The sequence below is a fragment of the Xanthomonas sp. WHRI 10204 genome (assembly GCF_040202875.1).
Lineage (GTDB): Bacteria > Pseudomonadota > Gammaproteobacteria > Xanthomonadales > Xanthomonadaceae > Xanthomonas.
In genome coordinates this window covers 2,112,137-2,134,779 of record NZ_JBEGDW010000001.1, presented here as the reverse complement: position 1 = coordinate 2,134,779, position 22,643 = coordinate 2,112,137, and the positions used below count along the sequence as shown (strand labels likewise).

Sequence of the window (22,643 nt, the reverse complement as noted above, 5' to 3'; positions counted from 1 at the left end):
CCGCGTGCTCAGCCCGCAGGCTGGCGTTGCGACGCCAGACCGATCGAGCCGATGCCCAGCTTGCTGCACAGATCCAGCACCGCCATGATTTTTTCGTACTGCACGGTGCGGTCGCCGCGCAGCATCACCGGCAGCTCGGCATCGTTGGCCACCGCGTTGCGTAGCTGCTGCTCCAGCTCGTCCATGCTGACCGGCACCGCGTCCAGGCTGACCTGGCCGTTGCTGTCGATCGCAATCACCTTGGTCTTGGGTTCGGACAAGGGCTTGGCCGCGCTGGCCTTCGGCAGGTCCACCTTGATGCCTTGCACCGCGGCGGTCGTCATGATGATGAAGATCACCAACAGCACGTAGGCCAGATCGAGCATCGGCGTGATGTTGATGTCGTCGTACGGCTTACGCCCCTGGACCTTCATCGCGCTCAGCCTCCCTGCATGCGTGCGGGTGCATCGCCGGCGTAATCTTCGGCAATGCGCTTTTCGAGTTCGTCGACGAACACCTGCATGTCCGCCGCGACCGCATCGGCCTGGCTGAGCAGGTAGTTGTAGCCAAACAGGGCAGGGATGGCCACGGCCAACCCTGCCACCGTGGCCAGCAATGCGGCCGCGATTCCGGGCGCGATGGCATTGATGTTGACGTCGCCAGCGGCAGCCACCGCGGCAAAGGTAATCATCACCCCCACCACGGTGCCCAGCAGACCGAGAAACGGGCCGCCGGAAATGGCGATGGTCAGCAACACCATGCCTTTGTGGATGCGTTGTCCTTCGCGCACCACTGCGGCATCCAGTGCCGAGCGAATGGCCGCAATCGACTGTGTGCGCACCACCGAGGTACCGCTGGCGGCAAGACGCCCGCGCAGTTCTTCCAATCCGATATTCAATAGCCGCGCCAGATTGGATCGAGCGCCATTCAACGGGCCGCTTGCATGTAGCTGTTGCCAGCTAGGCGCATGCAACGGATGCTGCGCCACCTGCTGCCGGAACGCGCCTAAAAAGCGTGCATTCGCAGAGGCAGTGGCATTGAGGTACAGCCCCTTGCGCACCATCACCCACCAGCTGATCAACGCCATGACCCCCAGAATGCAGATCACCGCCCAGGCATCGGGTGTCAGCGCATTGAGCAGGATGCCGAAGTAGCCATGTCCGCCTTCACCGGCGCGCTGCTCCACCGGCTCGAACGTCAACAGACGCGCATCCACGCCCTGGCTGCGTGCCGCCGCCTCGATTGCGCCGACAGGGCGCGCACCCTTGCTCAGTTCGACCTCGTCCAGCAAACCGATGAAGTTGGGACGCGTCGTGCCCGGCTCTCCGCCGAGCATTAGCCCGGCGGTCGCCGCCGGAACCGTCGCCGCGGTTTCGCCCACGTTCTTCCCATTGAGGTACAGCGCCAGTTGCTTGCCATCGGCACGCACCGCCAGATGCGCCCATGCATCGCCCACCAACGGCGCGGCGCTTGCCAGCCGTGCGCCGCTGCGCGACTCCACCACCACGGTGCCTTTTTCCAGCAGCACGTTCAGTGCACCCGGCAGCGCCAGCAGCACCCCGGACGCGTCAGGCGTGGCCGGCTTGATCCAGGCAGAGAACGTGAATGCAGCGTTGGCAGGCAACGTCAGCGATGCGGAGGCCGGCGCCGACACCGGAGCGGTGCCATCCAGGCGCAGGCCCGAACCGATGAGCGCCGTGTCGGCCAGTGCCAACGGTGCAGCAATGTTGTTGGCATAAGCGGTGGTGTCCTGGCCGGCGCCTTGCACATCGGCAAAGTGGTACACCGCCAGGGTGTCGGCGTCGTAAGACTTCTTTGCATCCGCGCCGGTACTCGCCTCTGGATTGCCGAAATACACAAACAGCGGCGTCATCGCATTGGCGGGCAGGGCAGGCAGGTCCACCCATGCCAGCGCAACCTGATCGACCAGACCATCGTATTTTTCGAAGTGGTACTTCAGTGGCGTGCGGTCATCGCCTGCAACAAACCGGATATCACTGCCATCCGGCTTGGCATCGGTGAAATTGAAATTTCCCGAATGCAGCCGTACCAGCACCTGCACGCGGCCAGGTGCCTGCTCGACCGCCGCGCCGGTCGATGTGGTGTTGAGCGAAACCTTGGCGCGATAACTCCATTTCGCGTCCCACCAGGTTTCTGCCATGGCAGGCAGTGCCGCCAACATCAAACCGACGAATACATACAGCCGTAATCTGCTCACGCGTTACCCCACTGAAAAGTTGATTGCGTCCGGCTTAAAACTCGCCCCAGAGCCGAAACAGCACATTGAGTTCGTCCGGCTTGCGCCCATCCGGGCGCGACAGCGGCGCGGCGAGATCCACCGCGCCGCTGAGATGCGACACGGCCTTGAAGGTGAATCCCAAACCAGTGCTGATCAGGGTCTCGCTAACCCGTTGCTCAGGCAGCGGATTGCGGATGCGTGCGTAGCCCCCATCGACGAACGCATACACGCGTGCCTCCTGCACTAGCTTTGCTGCAGCCGATGCGAACGATGGGCTGCGCAGCTCCAACTGGCCGATTGCGCCAAAATCGCCCAAGGCCTGGCTCTCGTCGTAGCCGCGTACGCTGTCAAGACCGCCCAGGCTGAATTGCTCGTTGCTGATCAATGGTTCTGCCGCGAGCTGCGTCTGCACATGCGCGTAGAGCTGAATGTCTTCGCCCAGCGTCCGGGTCTGCGACCCATCTGCGCGCAGGTGCATGAAGTTTGGGCGTGCGCGGTAACGCTTGGCATCGAACTGGCGGGCATCGTCGCCCACCCCGCGGAGATTGGCGGTGGCGGTGAAGGTCAGCGCACTGGTGCTGCGCGCGTTCACCCAGCTCGCGTTGTAGGCTGCGCTCAACGGCGCATACCGGATCGGTGCCGAGCTGCGGTCGCTGCCGAACACCGTGTCTTCCTTGAAGTCCTTGTAGTCCACTCCCAGGCTCAACGAATGGAAGAATCCAGTGCCATTGGGGAGCGCGCGGATCAGGCGTAACCCGGACAGCGACCCGTTGCCGATCACGTTGTAGCTATTGATCGCGGCGACCTCACTATCGCTGCGTACGCTGTAGCCCAGCAACGAGAACGGCGAGTCTGAAAAGCGCGCCAGATAAGAGGCGGAATACACCCGCGCATCGTCAGGATTCTGCGGCGCGGTCTGCCCAGAAACATTCAGGCTATGACCGCGCTGCCACAAATTGTCGTAGTGCACTGCCGCACTGAGCCGCAGTTCAGAGGTGTTGGCACTCTTGCGGTTATTGAGTTCAAGCGAACCGTGCAGCGGCAATGCGTCGTCGACAGCCAGATCCACATCGACCGTATTCGGCTGCGCACCCGCCTGGACCTGTGGCGTCACACGCCGGTCGGGCAACTGATTCAACGCAACGATATCGCGCTGCACGTCCTTGAAGTTGGGCACGCTGCCTTCGGCCAGCGATGGCGCACCACGGATGACATCGTCCGGCGAATAGTAGTCCGCGCCCACTACACGCACCCGCCCGACGCGTTGCTCGGTGACCTGCAGCGTGACCAAACCGCTGGCCGCATCCTGCTCGGGAACGCTGACCGCAACCGTTGCCAGTCCTGCGGCCTCGTAAACGCCTTGGAGTGCAGCACGCGCCTGTTCAACGTCGGCGGCGGTGCGCTGTGGACCCAAAAACGGATAGACCGCACGCTCGACTTGCACGTTCTGTAACTGAGTATTGCCTACAACCTGGTAAGCCAGGATGTCGAAATGCGCATCTTCCACCGGCTCCATGGCAGTAGCGTCCGGTGCGCTGACAGCCAGCACACTGAGCATCGCCATACCTCGCAAGTCCATATGAAAGGCGCCCCCAAGATGCGGCGAGGACCTCGCCGCTGGTGCGACCTTAAGCGCGGCAAATGACGATTTTGAAATGCTTTTATGACGGCGCTGTATTGCTGCGTTGACGCGGGCACCGAATCAAGCAAGCGCTAGCAATGCTCGCTGTATGCAGCGTCTACTCGTCAATCGGCGTGTGGACGCTTTAGCGACAGACTGCTCTTACCCGAAAGTTGGGGTGCGTGACATAGAGGTTTTTTTACGGATGGAGCGCGAGGATGATGAGGATTGAAACGAACAGCTACTGATCTAGTCGCTTCGCTTGGTGCGTCGTTTGACAGAGTGAAACGCGAACATGCAAATGGTCGGGCAGGGCAGCAAGAAGTAGATTATGGATTGCCATAGGTTTCACTGAATTTGGCTTTCATGGCGCTGCCAAATCGGCGTGTATGGATATACCGACACGTCAACTACAGTTGTCATCATAGCCGTGCCTTTTGCATTTCAAAGATCAAAGTTGGTTGTTCTAGACTGCTAACTTGCAAACACCAAGCTAGAGAATAAAGATATCGCAGAAGTAAAAAATCAAGCCATAGCGGCGGCCAGCGCAGGCCGACCAGGTGTGGCCGATTGACTTCGTGTTCGATCGCACTGCCGAGGGTCGGGTGATCAAGTGTCTGGGGGTCGTGGACGACGCGACACACGAAACAGTGGTCATCGAGGTGGAGCACGCAATTTCGGGCCGTGGCGTGACGCGTGCGCTGAACCGGCTGGCGCACGGTCGTGGTCATCCGTACCGACAACGGCAAGGAGTTCTGCGGCAAGGTCATGGTCGTCTGGGCGCATGCCTGTGGCGTGCAGTTGCGACTGATCCAACCAGGCAATTCGAACCAGAACGCCTACGTCGAATCCTTCAAACGCCGGCTAACGCGACGAATGCCTCAACGAACAAGGGTTCCCAACACTGCTGCATGCGCGCACCGAGACCAAACGCTGGCGATGCGAATGCAACGAGCACCGACCCAAGAAGGCAATCGGCGGCATGACGCCGGCCGCTTATGCCCAACATTTAGCAAACACCGATATCATCAACTCCAGACTCTAAACCCGACCACTACTCAGGGCGAGGCACGTCGTCGGTGGGTCACTGGAGGTCGCTGAACAATTGTGTTTCAGCGACACACCTAACTTCATCAGGTTGTTCCAGCGCGAGGTGGGCCGTACACCTGCAACGTTCCGTCAACGTCAGGCGCACGCGCGGGTTGCGTAGAGGCTGCAGAGGCGTCACTGCAGTGCTCGCACGCTCGCTACTGCTGGGCGCCTGCCTTCCACAGGCGCCTCGGCACACATCAGACTACGTTGCAGCGCCCGGCCAGTCCGGAGAGCGCGATACCGCTGATCATCGCGGTCGGCGCAGCGCAGCCCGCGCCGATGATCGTGACGTCAAAGGCCGCTGCGTCCGGCGACAGTGCCGTATGCGTGATGCAGTGCTGGGTCATCATCCCTACCAGTCGAATGGCCGAGACATCCCGGGCCGCGAGTGTTTCGCCCAGCGTAGTGCCAAGGAAGCTGTCGGCTTGATGCTTTTCGATCACCGGGCAGCCCTCCAGCGCCTCCGCAATGGCGGGATGCAGCTCGGCACCTTGGGTGTCTCTCGCCATGAACGGACCATCGCTAGGCGCGATGTGCTGGATCCCCACGACTACGTCACCAGCCTGTTTGGCCTTCGCGATTGCGTCTAGCGCTGCGATCAGGGCCTGTTCGCTGTTTTCCAGCGTGAAGCGGCCGCCCGCGAAGTAGTCGTTCTGGATATCGACAACGATCAGTGCAGTGTTCATGTTGTACTCGTTCAAAAGTTCAGGGTTTCGCCATCTTCAGGGATCAGCACGCTGTCCTGGATGGCTTTCTCATTTACGTAGCGGCGCAGGTCTGCGCGGGAGACGGTCATGTGATTTACCGCATCCATGTGGACGGCGACGATCTTCGCCTTCGGCGCCAGCGCATGGACACGCGAGGTGTCAGCCACGCCCATGATGATGCCCGCATCAAAGCCCTTGATCCGCGCATCGCCCGTATTGAGCACGATGACATCCGGGGTATAGCGCTTGATCGCGTCCTGTACGTCGTCGGTCCACACGGTATCGCCGGCAAGGTAGATGGTCGGCTCACCGGCCTTCTCGAACACAAAGCCGGTCACGCTGCCGAGCAGCTTTGCTAGCGGCTCCACCTGGAACATGGCTGCCGTGCCGTGTTGGTCGGCGATGCGCGAAATTTTTACCCCGCCAAAGGTGGCGTGCGCGGGGAGGATACGGACATCAGCGAACCCTTTGCCGCGCAGCAGGGCGGCGTCCGCCTCATGCTGGACGAACATCGGCATCTGCCGTGGGATCAGCGTTTCGGCGGCGGGGTCCCAGTGATCAAGATGGGTGTGGGTCAGCAGGACGGCATCCACATCTTTGAGCACCTGGCCCACATCGAAGGGGAGGTCGACGGTTGGATTGCGCAGTTCGCTGCGATACGTGTCCGGGAAGCCGGGATATGCGCCCTTGGCCGTCAGCATCGGGTCCACCAGCAGCACGGTGTCGCCATAGGTGATCTTGGCCGTGGCATTGCGGATCTGCTGGATCGAGGTGGTAGGGGATGCCGGGACTGCCGCGTTTGCGCTGGTCTGGATACCCAGAGCCAACACCGTGGCAAGTGCAAGGGACGGGAGTTTCATGTGGTTCTCTCAAGCTGAGCGGATGGCGCCCAGATTGAGGCGGACGCGAAGCTGTGTATAGTGGCCCGAAAGACCAACATAGATGATATCGGGCCATGGCCAGCCACTGTTCATCCCAGCAACGCAGCGGGCCCATCCGGGTCGTCGTGGTAGCGCCCGAAGGCGTCAGCACCTTCCAACTGTCCGTCCCGCTGACGATCTTCGATGTGCATGGAGATGACCCGCCGCTGTTCCAGCTGCGGATTGCCGCGGAGCGGAGAGGGGTCACGTTATCGGGTGGGCAGGTGGCGGTGATACCTCACGGCGGACTGGAACTGCTTGACCAGGCCGAGGTGGTGATCATCCCCGGCTGGGCCGATCTGGATCACGCACCGAGTGCCGCGCTGAGCGCCAAGCTGATCGCGGCCCATCAGCGTGGCGCCCACGTCGTTGGCCTGTGTTATGGCGCCTATGCGCTTGCTTACGCGGGCTTGCTTGACGGACATGCCGCGTCAACGCACTGGCTTGCCGAAGCGGATTTCCACGCGCGCTTTCCGGCGGTCACGCTCGACATGAATGCCCTGTACGTCGACGAAGACCGTGTTGTGACGTCGGCAGGCAGCGGGGCGGCATTGGATTGCTGCATGTATCTGGTCAGGAAGCTCTGCGGTGCGCGCGAGGCAAACCGTATCGCCCGCATGATGGTCCTGCCGCCGCACCGCGAAGGCGGCCAATCCCAATACATCGACCAGCCGATACCAGCCTCGCCGCAGGATGCACTGCTCAGCCGATTGTTGGACTACATGCGCGAAAACCTGCAGCGCGATCATTCGCTGGATGAACTCGCCGAACGTGTCGCCATGAGCCGGAGATCGTTTACCCGTCGCTTCCTCAAGACGACCGGCATGACGGTCGGCAGCTGGCTGGATGCCGAGCGCCTGCGCAGGGCGAAGGATCTGCTCGAGTCCACCTCGCTGTCCATCGATCAGGTGGCGGAACGATCGGGGTACCGCACGGCCGTATCGTTCCGCCAAAGCTTCAACCGGGCATTCCAGGTGAGCCCGCGCGACTGGCGTCGCGCGTTCTCGCTGGACGGGTAGCGAGCGGGGGAGGCGAACCGTCAATCAATAGAATTGGGCTCAAATGTCACGCTCAAGCCACTAAGGGGGTCGCATATCTATGCGCGAAGACCTCACCGTACTGCTGCAGACGCTGGTGTCGAACGGATCAAGCGCTTCAGTCGGTCTGGAGGTGAAGCGTCCTCGTTAACTCGATCCACTTGGAAGTAGAGTTCCATCCCAAGGAGCTCTGCATGAAGAAGTCGAAGTTCACCGAAGAACAGATGGTTCGGATCCTCAAAGAAGTCGAGGCCGGTGCAAGGGTTGGCGAGACCTGCCGCAAGCACGGGATCAGCGAGCCGACCTATTACGTCTGGAAGCCCAATTACGCCGGCATGGAGGTGTCGCAGTTGCGGCATCTGAAGGATGTGGAAGTAGATTGACGGCATCCCAGTATCCGGGTCTTGTCGACGCCGGCGGCCGCAGCGACGCGCTCATGGCGCTGAATCCGCCCGCACACCACCCCGCCGACAGGCGCAAAAAACACGGCGCTAATGCCGCGACGCGGCATCACCCACGCTACCGGCTTCGGGCCTGTTCAGCCCCGGCCGCTGCGAGCGCCCGTGGGCGCTGGCGAATGCCGCCGTAGCTCAATCGCCGCCACAGCCACTCCACCGGGCCGATGCTGAAGCGCGCCAACCACCAGCGGCTGCTGATCACCTGCATAGCGAACAGGAGCACGCCCAGCGCCAGCGCCAGGTCGAGCGGCATCCGCCCGTACTGGCCCAGACCGAAGCCGTAGAAGATCCATGTGCAGACCAGCGACTGCAGCAGGTATTGGGTCAGCGCCATGCGACCGAGCGGCGCGAACACACCCAGCCACACGCGCCAGCGTGATCGCTGCAGCAGCAACAGGATGCCGGCCGCGTAGCCCAGGGTCAGCGCGAACTTGGCGAAGAAGAAGGTCGCCTTAATCAAGACCCGCAGCGGCTGCAGCGCAAGCTGATTCACCCAGGCATGCAGCGCCTCCTGCGGCACCGCGTTGGCCACCAGCCCGAAGCTGAAGCAGAGCACGAAGACCTGCCGCAGCCGGCGCCGATGCGCGTCCGGCGCCGAAAGCCATCCGCCCTTCCAGGCCGCAACGCCGACGATGAAGAACGGCGCCAGGATGACGAAGCGATTGGCAATACGCATCGGGCCGACCACATGCAGCGTTTCCCACCATCGGTATTGCAGGGCGTCGAGCCACCCACCTTGCCCGTAGTGCTGGAGACCAAGGGTGTAGGTTTGCGCCGGCGGCAGATCCGTTGCAAGCGCCTGCATCGGACCGGCAATCACCGCCGAGACGATCAGCACCACCGGGATCGCCCACAACACCCGGCCGGCCGACAGCCGCAGGAAGGGCAGAACCATCAAGCTGATCAGTGCGTAGTCGAGCAGGATGTCGACGTTCCACAACAAGAACGTGTGCACGCTGCCCAGCAGGGCGAGCACCGCGCTGCGACGCAGCGCAAACGGCCAGCGCGACTGACCATTTTCGGACGCACGATCGGCTTGGATGGCGAGGCCAGCACCGAACAGGATCGACAGCAGCGCCGCCGCCTTGTTCTCCAACAGCACCCTAACGAGGTCGCCGGCCAAGCCACCGAAGTCTCCCAGCGGATAGGCGACCCCGGCTTCCCGCGCCAAATCGGCACCGCAGAAGTAACCGATATTGACCAGCAGCACACCGAACAAGGCCAGACCGCGCAGCACATCCAATTGCAACAACCGTTCGCCGCGAGCGACCGGGTCTTGCGACACAGCTTCCGCAGACATAACTACTCTCTCAGTAAGACACTGACTCAGTTCGCCGGCGCGATGCCGAGCACCCGCGCCGCCATGTTTTTTGCCCGCGTGGCGGGGGTCGGGTTTCCTTCGCGAACCGCGGTGACCACGGCCCCGTCGAACAGCAGCATGAGATCGCCGGCCGCGCTTTCGTCCAGACCGGCCGCTCGCAACAAACGGGCGAAGTAGGCCTCGAAGCGGTGCTTGTGCGCAGCCGCAGCCCGGTGCAGTGCGTGGCTGGGCGGCGGCGTCTCGGCGATGGTGTTGAGGAAGGCGCAACCGCGGTAGTCGGGGCTGGCCAGGCGCATCGCCAAGGCGTCGAACACTGCCAGCGGCCGCAGATTTGCATCGGGCGCCAAGCGCTCGACCTCCTGCTCGAACCAGGCGCAGAGTCGTTCGTCGCGCCGCTCCAGCACTGCCAACGCCAGACCTTCCTTCGACCGAAAGTGCCGATAGAAGCTCATGCGGGCGACTTCCGCGGTGCTGATGATGGCGTCCACGCCGACCGCCTGAATCCCCTGCCGATAGAAGAGATTGGTAGCGACATCAAGGATGCGCTCGCGAACCTTGCTCATGATCACTCCGGCGGTGGATTCGCCGCGGATGATATAGACCGATCTGTATCATTTCAAGTAGAGCGCAGACCCACGACATCGCCGGGAGCAGACGTGGCATCGCGTTTGGCTTGGCTGGCCCGGCGCCTGAACTCAGGCGGGTGCCGGGCAGGCGGCAAAGGTCCAGGCCTTGGCGTGGATCGTGCTGATCCTAGCCATCACGGAGTACGCGGGGCCGGGCCAAACGTTTGATCGGTGTACTGGCCGGAAGAGATGCTCAGGGTTGCGAAGCGCTCAGTAGGAACCTCCTGAAGTTCCTTCTTTCGGGCGAGGTCTCGCAGCACTTTCTGAACTTCTTCTTCTGGCCACTCCTCGACCTTGCCGGTCGAGGAGTGGCCTCTTGGGCTTAGACATCCGTTTGCTCGGCGATCTTTAGGGCGTCGTCGACCTCGATGCCTAGGTAGCGCACGGTGCTTTCTAGCTTCGTATTCCCCAGCAATAGCTGGACCGCCCTTAGGTTTCGTGTCCTGCGGTAGATCAGCGAAGCTTTGGTCCTGCGCATCGTGTAGGTGCCGTAGGAGCCGGAATCGAGGCCGGCTTCTTCCAGCCAGCGGTGGAAAATTCTGGCGTACTGCCTCGTTGATAGGTGAGGTGAGTCCGATACTCGGCTGCTGAAAAGGAAATCCGAGGCTTTGAGGTCAACATGGGTGATCCAAGCCTGATGGGAGGCGGTGAGAAGGAGCAAGCCAGCACGCCGGGCACGGGCGCTTCAGCGCTCGGGTCTGGCGTGCTGAGCGGCGACAACAACGGCTATGTCAAATAAGCCGGCAAGAGTGATTACGCCGCCAAGCACCTACCGCGTTTTGAAACGATGCCGTGGACTGCTGAGGTGTTCGATCAGCGTCCGGTTGTCGCTGATCCGCAGGTGTTCGTGCCCACCGCCTCAGATCCGCTCCGCGCGAGGCGTCCTGTACCTGTATGACAGAGCAGGGCACGCGGTACGATCTTCCCCAGCCTATGTGCCGCACGCTTGCGCGCAATGGCACTCCTCACAACCCGTACAAGGATGTGCGCCAGCAGCAGCAACAACAGCAGGCGCAGACCGGGCAGGTGGGTCATCAGAATCAGCCTTTGCAGCTCGCAGGATCTGTCATTGCAAGGGGCACACGTGACGTCGGCACCTTCCCCGAGTCGAAGCCTTACGCTACTGCTATTAGCGTCCCTTCGACCACGGCTGATCTGTAGACCATCAGCAGGGATCGTGCGTCAGCTGCACCCAGCCGTTTGACACGCATTTGAAACGGCGGCCTTGTAAGCAGCGCTCGCCGTCGCTTAACAGTCTTGGTGGGTAATATTCCCGCACCTCAGGCGCGTTCCTGGTCGCTAGTTTCGATTCTTTTTCAAGCTGGGCCATCGCTTGGCGCGTCTCGTATCTGGTGTACAGCCCAACGACGATGACCTTGACCATCGACTGCTGAACCGCTTTGCGGTTGGCGTTTCGACGGCGGACCGAATCCCGAATGTCGCTGGCATTGGCATGCCACAGCAAGCCACGCAGCCGGCGTTCCAGCGGAGCCGCGCCCTTACCGAACGCAACACCAGATATCGTAATCTTGGTATAAGTAGGACGCGTTGCGTTTCAAATAGGCATTTGATTTCGATGCTTTCGCGTCAAATACGCCTTGATGCGTTGCGTTCAAGAATCCGATCCTTGTGTTGCGGGGCATCCTCCAAGTCGCGCAACAGCGCTTCGCGGCTAGCGCAACACGCAGCCTGAGGTGTTGCCGCCCGAATGCTTGGAAGAACGCAGCGATAGACAGTTGCTCTGAGCGCGGTCTCGCAAAGCACTATCGCATTTCTGACCACGCTGTGGCAGGCGGTGCGCTTTTCGGGCAACGCCGGCAGAGGCCTTCTTTGTCACCTGCGACGTCTCCAACAATCCGCAGGAGGAGAGCGACCCGAGCCTGCAATACATCTACATCGGCCTGGCGCCGGTGTATCCGGCCAAGTTCGTGCTCCTTTGTACTGCACAGAAGACCGCTGCCCCGGAGGGCTGAGCACTACGCTGATACAACGAAGGAACTTCGGTCATTCTGTCGTCGAAAATAGTGCTACGGCACCGTGTCCCGAAGGCCGTCGGGGCGCACCGAATCATTACGCTGCGTCGTTAAATAAGCTAATATTGGCTGCGGAATTCAAGGGAAAAAAGAATGGTTGGGTGTTACTATTGTGGAAATCCTGATGTTAGCGATGAACACGCTCCGCCGCAGTGCTTTTTTCCGGAGGATCGCCGGAATGCCTTGATTTCAGTGCGCTCGTGCGACGAACACAACTCAAAGAAGTCCAAGGATGACGAGTATTTCAGAGGCGTCTTTCTGAGCTCCAATCTGGTCGATGGAAACCCTGATGTCGTATCGCAACGCCAGGCGCATGAACGAGCGCTTGTTCGCGCGATTGAGCGCGCGGCCAGTCAAATTCAAAGTGAAAATGACAGGGATGCCATCCAGGATATCTACGAGCAGTATGAGGCAGATCCATTAGGTGCAGGGAAGGTAATCCAGGCGCTGGAAGAGAAGCAACTGCTGCGCACAGGCTTGGTAGGCCTGATGAACATGGACCTTCGTGAAGAGCAGATTCCAAGGGAAACGGGAGGACACCTGCTGACGACCTCCTTCGCTTTCAATTTTGATCGGCTACGACGGTTTATGGATAGCATTGCGCGGGCGTTGCTATTCCACGAAACGGGATGTGTTTGGAAGGGCCGTGTGATTCATTTTCCACACAGCTTCTTGGGAGATGATGCCACGGAAATGGAAAAGCAGGATCGCGAGCGCTACGCAACAGCGCTGATTCGGGATCAGGCGAAGGGCCTGCAGAAGACCATCTTTTACTATGACATTTTCAGTCACGCAGACGAGGTGAGCCACCAGCCCAATGGATACGCGATCGGCTATTACCTTTTCGATGCCTTTCACTTCACCACCTTGTTCATTGAAGATGTCAATGATTGAGGCGCCGCGCAAACCACCTGTGCAGCCTCCTCAAGGTTGCGGGGCGGATAGGACTGGGGAGAGGACAGAGCGAAACACCCGTCCGCGCAAATGACTTGGCATCGTAACATCTCGTGACCTCCTCCCTATAACTTAAACCAGCCAGAACTAGAAAATTCTGCGGGCCACCCACAGCCACTACAGTTGACCTCGTAGCAGCTGGCCGGAGTAGCTAAATCTACTCCACGCTAGGTGAGGCGGAAGAACCACACCTCCATGTGCCGTTTCCGTGGCTACTAGGCGCGAAGATCAAGCTTTCGCCCCGCTTGGCTTTCGCCCCCCCGGCCCCTGGACTACGATTGGCTCCCAGCTTTTATCAGCATCGACGTAGCGGAACTCCTCGTTCACTTCTGCCTGAGTATAGAATGGTGATGTCATGTAGAAGACGCTGTAGAAGCTATCCCAGTCCGGATGCCGATAGCCTTTCATGTCTGCATAGACACCTTCAATAGCCGTCCTCATTTCGGACTTTTTGTCGATGAATTTGAACTCGACAGCCGAGCGAAGTGATCGCACCGTCAGGTCAATTCGATATCCCGTCAGCCGCTTGGCAACAGACGTCTCACGCATCGCGTCGTTGAAAGCGAACTCACAAACTTCAAGCACAGCATTCCGAATGTCCGCCTCATTCTTTGGGGGAGTGCCGCGAGCAGCTACGATCTTACCCGAGCTTTGTAGGATGGTTCGGAGTATGTCCTGGGCCGTGACGGCACGGGCAGAGGTCAACGCCTTGAGCGGATCAAAGCAACTTTGGGCCCTTGAGAGCGCCGCGCTATGAATGTCGCCCTCGTTAGAACGGTCGGTTCCCGAAAGGAACTTCTTGTCTGCTCGCGCTGCAACAGCCTCCTTGGCGATGGTAGTAATTCCCAGACGTTCAGAAAGGGCCGCAATTGAGCGGTACGCGCGGTCAATATAGTAGACCATCGTTTGCTCAGCGGTCTGATAGCGATCGTCTTCCGGATCATCATTATTGGCGGCACCCATACTTATTAGCTTGTCAACCTCGTCAAGTGCCGCCGCAGCACGTTCAAGCTCTTTCGCTATGCTCTCAGCCAACAACCAATCCTCTCTCCACATGCCAACACCGTGCACCCTAAAGTTTGTCCCCAGCGTATCAAAGATTCGAACGCGTTATCGAGGCTAGGGGAGATGTCCCCTCTCGCCTCAAAAGTAGATTTGGCGCTATCGCGGGTGCCCGCTGTGTGGCCGCCAAGCTTGGTCGTTCGAGTACGGGTTCTGAACTTACTTCGACGACGCGGCATCGCGGTCGTATTGCGTTTTCGCTCGCCCCATGCGACATTCTTACCATGTTCCGGGGTAGTTCAGCGGCAGAACACTTGGCTGTTAACCGGGAGGGCGCTGGTTCGAATCCAGCCCCCGGACCCACCACTTCGCAATATCGATAGAACGCATGACTTCAGATCGAAGCAGTGGTTCGAGCACATGGCCCGGATTCAACTACGCGCGCTTCCAGTTGGCGAAGGCGCTGGACACCACGGAACATCACACGGATTCGCAGGCGCGGTTACGCGCTGGCGTCCGTGCGGAACGCTGGATGCAGGTACTTGAGCATGTGCTGATGGAAACCGCGCACTATGGTTCCCGCACGCCGTTCGCCGATGTCCCCGCCTGGGCGACACTGGAGGTTAACACCGGTGGTTTCGCCACTGGTCGTCTGCTCGCCGGCGGTGAATTAACCGCGTACGAACGCGAGCTGTCCAAGAGGGGGGTGCATGTCAGCGCCGATCAGGTACGGTTGGACTTGAATCTCTGGCATCTGACCGAGGCCGGCCTCGGTCACCTGCAGCGCATGCTCACGGAAGGTGGCTACAGTATCGATCTGCCCGAAGAGGCGGCGCTGCCGATGGTCGCGTGGCTCGTCGGCCAGGGCCGCATCGAGCAGGCACAAACGATCATTGAAGCGATCGCGCCGTTTTTCGACAGATTGCGGTTCTTTCCGGCGCGCATCGATGGCACATCCCCTTTGTCCGCCGAAGTCAGCATCTTCACCGCTGGCGATGTTCGGCAACGTCTGTCGGAACTGGGTGCACAACGCAGGCTAGCGGCGCAGAAGTGGTCGATCGAGATCCGTTTGCCTCTTTACGACGCGACGATCTCGCTGTTTCTCGATACCTACGTCGATGGCTGGCCGTGCCGCCGTTTTCCGGGAGACTGGCAAGCGTCGGCCAAGGCATTGGTGGCGGGGATCAGTGACGCTCCGGCCGATGGTCATGGTGACCTCACGAGGCAGAGAGACCGGGTGACTGAGGCGTTCGCGCTCTTGGCCGCGTGTGCTGACGATCCGGCCGCGCTTACCGGGCGCCAAGTCGGCCGGATTCGCAGGATCGTCGACGATTTCGTTGAGGCTCACGGCAGGCCCGATTCGTCACGGCACCTTGCCTTCCGGCAGCAGCAACAGCGCGACGTGGCCTCGGCGGCGCACCACCGTATCGGTCATGCCGTCGCTGCGAGACTGGCAGCATATCCCCCATCAGAAGGCATCGCCGACTTCTCTGCGTTGTCAGCCCCGATCAACGAAGACGAGGCTGCGACGTTCGGTATCGAACCGGACCAGCAGTTGCCGGATCCGGTTCGATACCGTCTGGAACGGTGCCGTCGCGGCACGATCGCCGAATTGGTCGATGCCGGCATCGTCACGTCGGGCGACACGATCGCTCGCGTGCTTCCTGTCTTGATTGCAGAGATCCGTAGCAGCGAATTGGCCAACCCGACGCTGCGTTGTTTGTACGCTGCGACCTATCGCGCTTTCCGGAGGCGGCGGTCGCTGCTGCTGCTCAACCTCGAAGGCCAGGTGCGCTTGAACGAGCTGCCTTGGATCTCAGTGGTCGATGGCGATCGTAATGCCGACACCGTTACCGCGGGTGCCGCACGCGCGGCCCTGATCGAATCGGCTTCGATGACGATCTCGGCCTTTCCGCACGCTATTACTCCCAACAAGCTGGTCAGAGAGTTCCGCGTCCTCGCTGACGGCGCGAAGTTGAAGCTGCCTTTCGTCGATGAGATCGCGACCGATATCTTCACGGGCGAGTTCACCAACACATTTATCGAAGCCGCGCGATTCGCAGCCCAAGTCATTGCGGGAACGCTGTATGCGGACTATTACAATATCGACACCGATGCACTGGCCGTTCTCCCTGATAGGCTCAAGGCCGAGATCAAGCGAAATGGGTGGAGCAGGGCAAACGATTCCACAGATGCGCTATCGACCTTGGCTACGCGGCGCGCCAACGCTTCATCGGGTGGATGGAGTCCAGCGATCAACGGCACCATCCTTGAGCAGGTCCAGATCCTGACGACGCACAACCTTGCGGTCCTGTTCGACGGCGCCGGACTTCGCGCCATGTTGCATCCAACGCTGGATGCGATCGCGCTCCAGAGCTTCCAATGGATATGCAGACGCCAGCAGATGCAGATCCCACATTGGCATGCCCAACTGATCATGCTCAAGAACACGGCGTATGCGTGGAGACAGATGCTTTTCTTTCTATCGATGCTCGACGATGCCCGTAGGCAGGTGGCGATCGCGCGCATTGAAGCGCATTTCTACGAACAACCTAACACGCTCAGGTCGCGCTTCGAGCCCGTTATGTGGGGCCTTCGGCTGGCGGCAGAAGGACGGCGGCTGCCTCAACACGAGACTGGACCCAATGGCGCAAGGGTCTTCAAAGGCTGGACGACCGAACGACACTGGCTGGCTTCCTGAGCGCTGTAGCCAGGAACTTGGACAAACCAAGTGCTCACTGGATGAACAACAAGATGTACCGGCGTTTTGGTCACCGGCCTTACCTGGACAGGGAGTACTGCTGCGGCTCAGCTTGGCTGAGGAGAATGTTAAAGACATCGTCAGCAGGCCCACATAGTGGGCATACCGTGTGATCTGGCTGCATTGAAGCGGACGTCAATATGACAGACCTTCTGAGTTCAACAATTCGATCTTCGCCCATTGCCATCTACGTGCTGGCGCTTGAGAACGGTTGCTACTACGTTGGACAATCCTGCAAGTTCGTCGAACGAATTGCTGCTCACTTCCAGGGAAAGGGATCTGCCTGGACGCAGCTACATTCACCCGTTGCTGTGTTGTGCGCCAAGACGGTTAGAACGCGCGATTGGAAGGTAGCTGAGCAATTTGAGAACAGGCTTACTCTGTTCTTGATGTCTAAGCACGGTTGGCAGAAGGTGCGTGGTGGCTTCTGGTCGAATGTGTGCGAGCGATCCACCAGTGGCGGCCTAGTGCACCACCGGAAGGCGTACATCCTCAACCAAAACCCTCAGTGCCAAAAAAGGCATGTAGAGCTTCTGGATTAGGGATGTTTATCGTGGATGCGGAACTTACCACCTCACTCCCCCACACCCAAGCGGCTAGAGCAATGTAGCCCCCCCATCTCCAGCTAGAGACCAACTTCGGAATGAGAATTTTAATAAGACACGGACCCGTAGTTCGCAAGTTCATGACCTTGGAAACTACCGATCGAGACGGATCGCTGATCATGACAATCAGAAGGGATGGCCATAGCAACTCGCGAACGTCATGGGCCACGGGGACAAAAGAGGCGGCGCCCAGGACATCCGAATTCGATATACCGAAATCAAAGAATAAAAAGATCACGATTCATCAGTCGGGCCGCGTGAACTACCACCAAAATGGAGGCTCCATCTACATTGCGCCACTAACCAAGACCGAAACGCCTTTTCAGATATATGGTTACCGCATCCCTGCCATCGATAAGTTGGATGAGCACGAAAGCACAGGCGCAATAGATGATCTGATAATTGACCTGTCTGATCTTCCAGAAGGACCCCTCTCATTTTCAGTACTTATAGCCCCGCCTCAGTTCGAGCCATCGTCGCGTGCCGTAAAGCTTTCGTACGAAGCTGAAGGCTACTCAGTTGTTGTGCAAATAGATCCAGTCGCATTTGCAGCTCCAGATGGGCTGGAGGATCACTTCACCACGTTAACACCTAGTGGCGGCCTCTTCGCTGAGCAGCAGATGACGGAGGAACAAGCGATGGTCGCCTATCATCAGGCGCTGACCAGCACAGCCGATCTAGTCGTGTATACCCCCAATGGGGAGGGGGTGATTCGCGTGATTTTTGCTGTTCCGATGAGAGTTGCCCCTCGGTTTATGATCGAACTAGCGGATCCCGAACTGTATGTATCAGACCAGGATGTGCAGAGAGACAACAGGTCTGAGACGGTGATGCTTAGATTCAAGGTTAGGCGTCGGAGTTCGGGAGAGATTCTTCGGGAAGCGATCGACATAAGGTCGATCGAATTGGACTCCGAGCTCTGAGCTGCGGTAGCGACAAAGCGAGCTACTTGAAGGAGCGTTTCCGCTAGAGAGGCAATGCTGGACGCATCACTCGTGTCATGCAAATGCGCTGTTAGACTCCGTCGCCGCCTCGGCCATAGCCGATCTGCTCTGGACAGAAGACAACCTCAGCGGTTGGGATTAGGACGATTTATCGAGGGTAAGGAAGGGGCCACGTGGGCAGCTCCAAGCTTCAATACCTAATTCAAAAGCACTTCCAAGTACATGAAGCGTTGCGCATTCCATGCCGCACGTCTGTTAAGTCGAACGATTGTGCTGTGTCGTTCGTCTTTGTATCCCAAGCGTGGCAAGGCGATCACAGATGGTGATCTTGCTTTGACCTCCATTCCTGGGCGAACTGCAACCAGCTAAGAAAAATTGGAAGTATGAGAGTCAATGTCGGCGTAGAGGTGGCACGCGAACCCGAGCTGCTGCTCTGATGAGATCTTGCCGGGAGCCTTCTCGTAGCTCTCCTGGCCCGAAATATTTTGCAATCTCTCGAAACTGCGTATCTCTTTCCGACCCGCCTGGATGGATTGAGCACGCTTGCCACACCACACACCGACGGATGTTGTAAGGACTACCTGATGTTCCTGCAGATCGGCATCGAGCGATCAGCCCCAACACCTCAGGATAGTCCACCGTCCTGATAATCTCCGGTGTCATCACACGGGCTCTGAGGTAAGCACTGAGGCGTTGCTCAGCCAAGAGCATGAAAGCGTCATCATCGGGCGCCTCAATGTAGCCATGGCCGTGTGTCACTGGCCTGGTCACATCAATCACAATGACCCCAGCGGGGCTTCCACCCACGACCTGTGCTCTCAATTGCTCTCTGGCGTCGCGCAACCTATCGCGAAGGCGTTGGAGGGAAGAAATGCGTTTGCACTCTGCAGGGTTGAGCTCAGGTGCAATGGTGAGATCACCACCTGTGGTGGAGAAGCCTCCGAACGCATCTTGCTCCTGCAGTACCGCAGCCGTGCTTAACTCAAATGCATTGTCCCGTGTGCGATCAAAACCGTTCTGACCCATGAATTCTGGCCCTCCGGAAATGGTCAGCAACTTGGCTGTGGCGTCAGTATTGGTGAGATAGCCAATGTTTAATGATGCAATGTCGATGACCTCCGCAGCCTCGATCAAGGCGTTCATCAATTCAGGTGTGTGGCGCACGGGCTGGTGGCCATCAACTTCAGCACGCTGTGCGGCTTCGATCAGGGCAAGGTACGTTGCCAAACGTGTTGCATCCACACGCACGTCCCTACCACGCAACCACTTGAGCGCGTGCCTGTACTCCTCCAAGAACTCGGTGAAAGTCAGAAGCGTGACTGGCATGGATGGGTCATCCTGTTGGCCTATGATTGGCGCGAATGCTTAGGCACTAAGCTTGCCAAAGTTCTTGTAGATCGATGTCGCCACTGTCTGGACGCCGGTTGGCGCTGAGCATGTCGATCTGCACCACCATCGGCAAGTCGAAGGCGGTCCCTGTCACAACGCAGCAGCCTTGGGTAAGGTTTGGAATCAGCGCTCGCGAAATCGGGTCTAGGGTCGAGATGGTGTTGTCGATCAGGAATAGGTCTCGGTCGTTCACCAGGCGATGAATCAAGAAGTTGTGGATCTGAGACACGATGGTCGGAGAGATGTCGGCCGGCCGCTGGCTGGCAATGGTCAAGAAGATGCCGAACTTTCGTCCTTCCTTGATAATTTCCTCAAACAGTTCCAAACGGTAGTCCTTCCACGCTTCCGCTTCGCGAGTGGACATCTCCGACAGTATGTTGTGGGCCTCGTCGATGATTAGGTGCAATGTGCGGTCTGGCGGCGAGGCCACGGCGGCGCGGTGATGGTGATACGCGTTCTTGGCGATGAGGATGGGAAGAATCTTCTTTGCGTCGGTGCTGCACCTCTTAAGCGATACAACCGTCACCATAGGGAGGAGCTGAGGGCCCACGACCGCAACTTGTACGGCTTTACGCAGCATGGCGATCGCTCCTTCCATGCGCTTCATCAGTGGCAAGATGTGGTCGAATTGAACCTGCCCAGTAACGATGTCGTTCATCAGACCCAGTTGGCAGCGAATGTCCAACTCTTCGAATGCGTCCATGCCGGGCAGTGCTGCGGCGTCAACGAGCGGGGCTAGTGCACCGGCGTAGCTAATCCCGTCTGCGTTGAACCAGGTGCCACTGCGGGCGTTATAGAAGGTTGACCCGGCACCGTGCCATTGAATCTCTTCGAGCGCTTGGAGTAGGTCTTCGAGCCCCAACTGGCGGGCCAAAAAGCGGGCTCGATCCAAGAGCTCTGAACGCGGGCGGCTCGAGGTGAAGGTTTTCTTGATCACGCCGCGAAAGTAGCGGGTCAGCGAGTCGGCCAGGTGTCCAAAGCGCCTGCGACCTTCCACCACCCGACTCAGGAAGGGACGCTGGGTGTGCTGGGTGGCTTGGAAGAGCAGTGAAAGAGTTTCGACATCCCAGAATTCGTCCGGCGCGATCGTGATGCGGTCGCCGGGGATGCGTCCGGTCGACACATCGAGCACCCGTTTATGGGGTACGTCGACCAGTTGCGCTTGGGTGTACTCGCCATTGAAGTCGATGAGAACGAAGCGGCTGTGCTGGGCTAAACCGGGCGGGTTGCGCTCGAACAATGCTGTGTAGAGTTTGGCCAAGGTATTGGACTTGCCGCTGCCGGTGTTCCCAAAGATGCCGATGTGACTGTTGAAGACGCGGGTGTAAGGCAGCGCGACCGGCAGACCTTCTTTCTGCAACACGCCGATTCGCAACCCGGGGGCATGTGCTGATCGGTCAAAGATTTGCGCAATCCGGTGGTCCGATAAGAGATGTGCTTCATCTAAGATCATCGGCAAAAACTTGATCCCATGTACAAATCGGTCGTCCTCAAAGTATCCGATGGGCCGCGCGTCGACGCGACGCACATATTCGGTTCGAACGCCGTCAGTCTCACTCCTGCGCTCGTCCAAGAACTCACCCTCGACCATGCAGATGATGTCGCGGAAGCCGCGGGTGATGGCCAAGTATTCGCGGATCGAAATGCCCTTCAGCCGTTCACCGCGATGGAATAGGACTTCCTTGCTTGATTCCTCATCGATGCGGAGCGTGACCTTGGTGCCCGACACGGCAATGACCTCGCCGATCCGCATCATGGGGTCGCCCCGACCACGGGCCCTGCGGCGGGCGTTGGGTTGGCGGCGGAGAGCAACGCGTTGAACGCGTCGAAGGTGAGGTTTCCGTCCGCGGCCATCAAGCAGGTCACATTCGCGTAGTCAGCAAACTGGGCGGACAGGCGCGCATGCTCGGTCTCGTTGAAGCACGTGATGAAGACCATCAGCAGCGGGTTCGACAGCGAGCGTTTGACCAGGTTGAGGATATGCTCATCTGCGAACGAGAAGCCGAAGGTGATGAGGACAGCATTCTCACGCTCCAGCTCAAAGCTGAGCATCCGGAGCATCTGGTAGTAGTGCTCCTCGAAAACCGTCTCGTGGAACTTCCACTTGGTGGGGTTCACGATAGGGAGCTGGCGGTAGGCAGTCCAGAACTCGTCCATCTGAGGTTGAGTGAGGGGGGCGTCAGGCAGCGCGGTATCTGGGCCGCCAGCGCCCAACTGCTCCAAATACGCCTTCACGGTCTCGCGCATTCCCTCTTTGACTAAAGAGGCGTCCACCAAGTGATCATGGTTGTAGGTCACATGTACTTGATCGACATGCCGGGACCAATAGACCGAACCGTGCAGGTTGATGATATTGATCTGGGGGACAGTCTGACGGTGCCGCTCGAAGATGCCGGTGCGCGTCAGATAGGTGTTGTAGTTGCGCGCTTCGACCACACGACGGAAGAATCCGCGGCTCCCGTCGTTGACCACGAAATCCTGACCGCCGTCGAGCGTAATGCGATTGGCTGCTTCCGGCAGGCACCCGTCGTAGTTGGTCGTGAACACATTGCAGCGCCGGTCGACCCCGCGGCGGCGCTGGAGCAGCGTGAGCAGCGCCCGGACAAAGCGCTCGTAGTTGGCTTGCACCGGCGCTCGCGCGGGGTCGCTACGAATGGCTTCGAACGACATCACCTGAGCAGGGCGAATGCACTGGTCGTAGTAGTGCATGAAGAGTGCGGTGTAGCGCTTCCTATCGTCCTGCTGCTCGTAATGCGTCGCCAGAGTTTCAATAGTGTGTGCCGTGCCGTCGGCCCGTGTGACCTTCAGGGCAAGGGTAGGGAGCAGCCCAAACGAGGCCCCAGACCCGATCAGAAAGCTGAGGGGTTTGTCGTAGATCGCGTTGACATCAAAGCTCATGGCCGGTCCTTGGAAGTGTATGTGCAAGCATACTGATCAGCTTCGATCTCAGCGCTG

19 protein-coding genes, 1 tRNA gene and 2 pseudogenes are annotated in these 22,643 nt (G+C 59.3%); 9 read left to right on the top strand and 13 right to left on the bottom strand.

Annotated features, from left to right (window positions below; translation table 11 throughout):
• Nucleotides 1-8 precede the first annotated feature (8 nt).
• From ABQZ00_RS09375 to ABQZ00_RS09365, 3 genes are read right to left on the bottom strand one after another with little or no spacing between them, the layout of a single operon-like run.
• Nucleotides 9-413, bottom strand: coding sequence for an ExbD/TolR family protein (locus tag ABQZ00_RS09375; RefSeq protein ID WP_115527826.1), 405 nt, complete (start codon nucleotides 411-413; stop codon nucleotides 9-11).
• Between the two features lie 5 nt (nucleotides 414-418).
• A complete protein-coding gene (locus ABQZ00_RS09370) occupies nucleotides 419-2,197 on the bottom strand; it encodes a DUF2341 domain-containing protein (RefSeq protein ID WP_323536973.1) in 1,779 nt (592 codons plus the stop codon).
• 34 nt (nucleotides 2,198-2,231) lie between these two features.
• A complete protein-coding gene (locus ABQZ00_RS09365; protein ID WP_323536974.1) occupies nucleotides 2,232-3,782 on the bottom strand; it encodes a ShlB/FhaC/HecB family hemolysin secretion/activation protein in 1,551 nt (516 codons plus the stop codon).
• Nucleotides 3,783-4,378: 596 nt separating this feature from the next.
• Between ABQZ00_RS09365 and ABQZ00_RS09360 the strand changes: the two are divergent.
• Both ABQZ00_RS09360 and ABQZ00_RS23835 read left to right on the top strand, forming a co-directional pair.
• Nucleotides 4,379-4,884, top strand: a pseudogene (locus tag ABQZ00_RS09360) (integrase core domain-containing protein); the annotation flags it as partial.
• Nucleotides 4,885-4,926: 42 nt separating this feature from the next.
• Complete coding sequence (locus tag ABQZ00_RS23835) at nucleotides 4,927-5,049, top strand: AraC family transcriptional regulator (protein ID WP_115562122.1); 123 nt, start codon at nucleotides 4,927-4,929, stop codon at nucleotides 5,047-5,049.
• Nucleotides 5,050-5,128: 79 nt separating this feature from the next.
• Here ABQZ00_RS23835 and ABQZ00_RS09355 read toward each other — a convergent pair whose 3' ends face one another.
• Nucleotides 5,129-5,617 (bottom strand): isochorismatase family protein, encoded by a 489-nt coding sequence (locus ABQZ00_RS09355; protein ID WP_323536975.1) that lies wholly within the window; start codon nucleotides 5,615-5,617, stop codon nucleotides 5,129-5,131.
• A gap of 11 nt (nucleotides 5,618-5,628) precedes the next feature.
• The gene (locus ABQZ00_RS09350) at nucleotides 5,629-6,498 is read right to left on the bottom strand and encodes an MBL fold metallo-hydrolase (RefSeq protein ID WP_323536976.1); all 870 of its coding nucleotides are present in this window, start codon (nucleotides 6,496-6,498) and stop codon (nucleotides 5,629-5,631) included.
• Nucleotides 6,499-6,593: 95 nt separating this feature from the next.
• Between ABQZ00_RS09350 and ABQZ00_RS09345 the strand changes: the two genes are divergently transcribed.
• Together ABQZ00_RS09345 and ABQZ00_RS09340 are read left to right on the top strand one after the other, a co-directional pair.
• Entirely contained in the window at nucleotides 6,594-7,577 is a 984-nt protein-coding gene (locus tag ABQZ00_RS09345; protein ID WP_323536977.1) for a GlxA family transcriptional regulator, read from the top strand.
• Nucleotides 7,578-7,789: 212 nt separating this feature from the next.
• A pseudogene (locus ABQZ00_RS09340) lies at nucleotides 7,790-7,969 on the top strand (transposase); the annotation flags it as partial.
• A gap of 145 nt (nucleotides 7,970-8,114) precedes the next feature.
• Here ABQZ00_RS09340 and ABQZ00_RS09335 read toward each other — a convergent pair.
• The 4 genes from ABQZ00_RS09335 to ABQZ00_RS09320 form a co-directional block, all read right to left on the bottom strand.
• Complete coding sequence (locus ABQZ00_RS09335) at nucleotides 8,115-9,290, bottom strand: DUF418 domain-containing protein (protein WP_323539616.1); 1,176 nt, start codon at nucleotides 9,288-9,290, stop codon at nucleotides 8,115-8,117.
• A gap of 89 nt (nucleotides 9,291-9,379) precedes the next feature.
• The gene (locus tag ABQZ00_RS09330; RefSeq protein ID WP_053069772.1) at nucleotides 9,380-9,937 is read right to left on the bottom strand and encodes a TetR/AcrR family transcriptional regulator; all 558 of its coding nucleotides are present in this window, start codon (nucleotides 9,935-9,937) and stop codon (nucleotides 9,380-9,382) included.
• A 385-nt stretch (nucleotides 9,938-10,322) separates the two neighbouring features.
• Nucleotides 10,323-10,661, bottom strand: coding sequence for a tyrosine-type recombinase/integrase (locus ABQZ00_RS09325; RefSeq protein WP_503064257.1), 339 nt, complete (start codon nucleotides 10,659-10,661; stop codon nucleotides 10,323-10,325).
• A 504-nt stretch (nucleotides 10,662-11,165) separates the two neighbouring features.
• Nucleotides 11,166-11,465: a hypothetical protein gene (locus tag ABQZ00_RS09320; protein WP_323536979.1), complete on the bottom strand. Its 300-nt coding sequence runs from the start codon at nucleotides 11,463-11,465 to the stop codon at nucleotides 11,166-11,168.
• A gap of 751 nt (nucleotides 11,466-12,216) precedes the next feature.
• Between ABQZ00_RS09320 and ABQZ00_RS09315 the strand changes: the two genes are divergently transcribed.
• Nucleotides 12,217-12,927, top strand: coding sequence for a hypothetical protein (locus ABQZ00_RS09315; RefSeq protein ID WP_323536980.1), 711 nt, complete (start codon nucleotides 12,217-12,219; stop codon nucleotides 12,925-12,927).
• Nucleotides 12,928-13,215: 288 nt separating this feature from the next.
• On the opposite strand, the gene ABQZ00_RS09310 is transcribed toward ABQZ00_RS09315, so the two are convergent.
• Nucleotides 13,216-14,022: a hypothetical protein gene (locus ABQZ00_RS09310; protein ID WP_323536981.1), complete on the bottom strand. Its 807-nt coding sequence runs from the start codon at nucleotides 14,020-14,022 to the stop codon at nucleotides 13,216-13,218.
• 255 nt (nucleotides 14,023-14,277) lie between these two features.
• Here ABQZ00_RS09310 and ABQZ00_RS09305 point away from each other — a divergent pair.
• The 4 genes from ABQZ00_RS09305 to ABQZ00_RS09295 all read left to right on the top strand — a co-directional run bounded on the left by ABQZ00_RS09305 (nucleotide 14,278) and on the right by ABQZ00_RS09295 (nucleotide 18,278).
• Nucleotides 14,278-14,352, top strand: a tRNA-Asn gene (locus tag ABQZ00_RS09305).
• A 25-nt stretch (nucleotides 14,353-14,377) separates the two neighbouring features.
• Nucleotides 14,378-16,690 carry a hypothetical protein gene (locus ABQZ00_RS09300; RefSeq protein WP_323536982.1) on the top strand — a complete coding sequence of 771 codons (2,313 nt, stop codon included), beginning with the start codon at nucleotides 14,378-14,380 and terminating at the stop codon, nucleotides 16,688-16,690.
• A 200-nt stretch (nucleotides 16,691-16,890) separates the two neighbouring features.
• On the top strand, nucleotides 16,891-17,292 hold the full coding sequence (locus ABQZ00_RS23830; RefSeq protein ID WP_503064256.1) for a GIY-YIG nuclease family protein: 402 nt from the start codon (nucleotides 16,891-16,893) through the stop codon (nucleotides 17,290-17,292).
• Between the two features lie 182 nt (nucleotides 17,293-17,474).
• Entirely contained in the window at nucleotides 17,475-18,278 is an 804-nt protein-coding gene (locus ABQZ00_RS09295) for a hypothetical protein (RefSeq protein WP_323536983.1), read from the top strand.
• A gap of 411 nt (nucleotides 18,279-18,689) precedes the next feature.
• Here ABQZ00_RS09295 and ABQZ00_RS09290 read toward each other — a convergent pair whose 3' ends face one another.
• From ABQZ00_RS09290 to ABQZ00_RS09280, 3 genes are read right to left on the bottom strand one after another with little or no spacing between them, the layout of a single operon-like run.
• Nucleotides 18,690-19,625, bottom strand: coding sequence for a hypothetical protein (locus tag ABQZ00_RS09290; protein WP_323536984.1), 936 nt, complete (start codon nucleotides 19,623-19,625; stop codon nucleotides 18,690-18,692).
• 46 nt (nucleotides 19,626-19,671) lie between these two features.
• A complete protein-coding gene (locus tag ABQZ00_RS09285) occupies nucleotides 19,672-21,444 on the bottom strand; it encodes an ATP-binding protein (protein ID WP_323536985.1) in 1,773 nt (590 codons plus the stop codon).
• Nucleotides 21,441-22,586: a hypothetical protein gene (locus ABQZ00_RS09280; protein WP_323536986.1), complete on the bottom strand. Its 1,146-nt coding sequence runs from the start codon at nucleotides 22,584-22,586 to the stop codon at nucleotides 21,441-21,443. The genes ABQZ00_RS09285 and ABQZ00_RS09280 overlap by 4 nt, the downstream gene beginning before the upstream one ends.
• Between the last annotated feature and the right edge of the window lie 57 nt (nucleotides 22,587-22,643).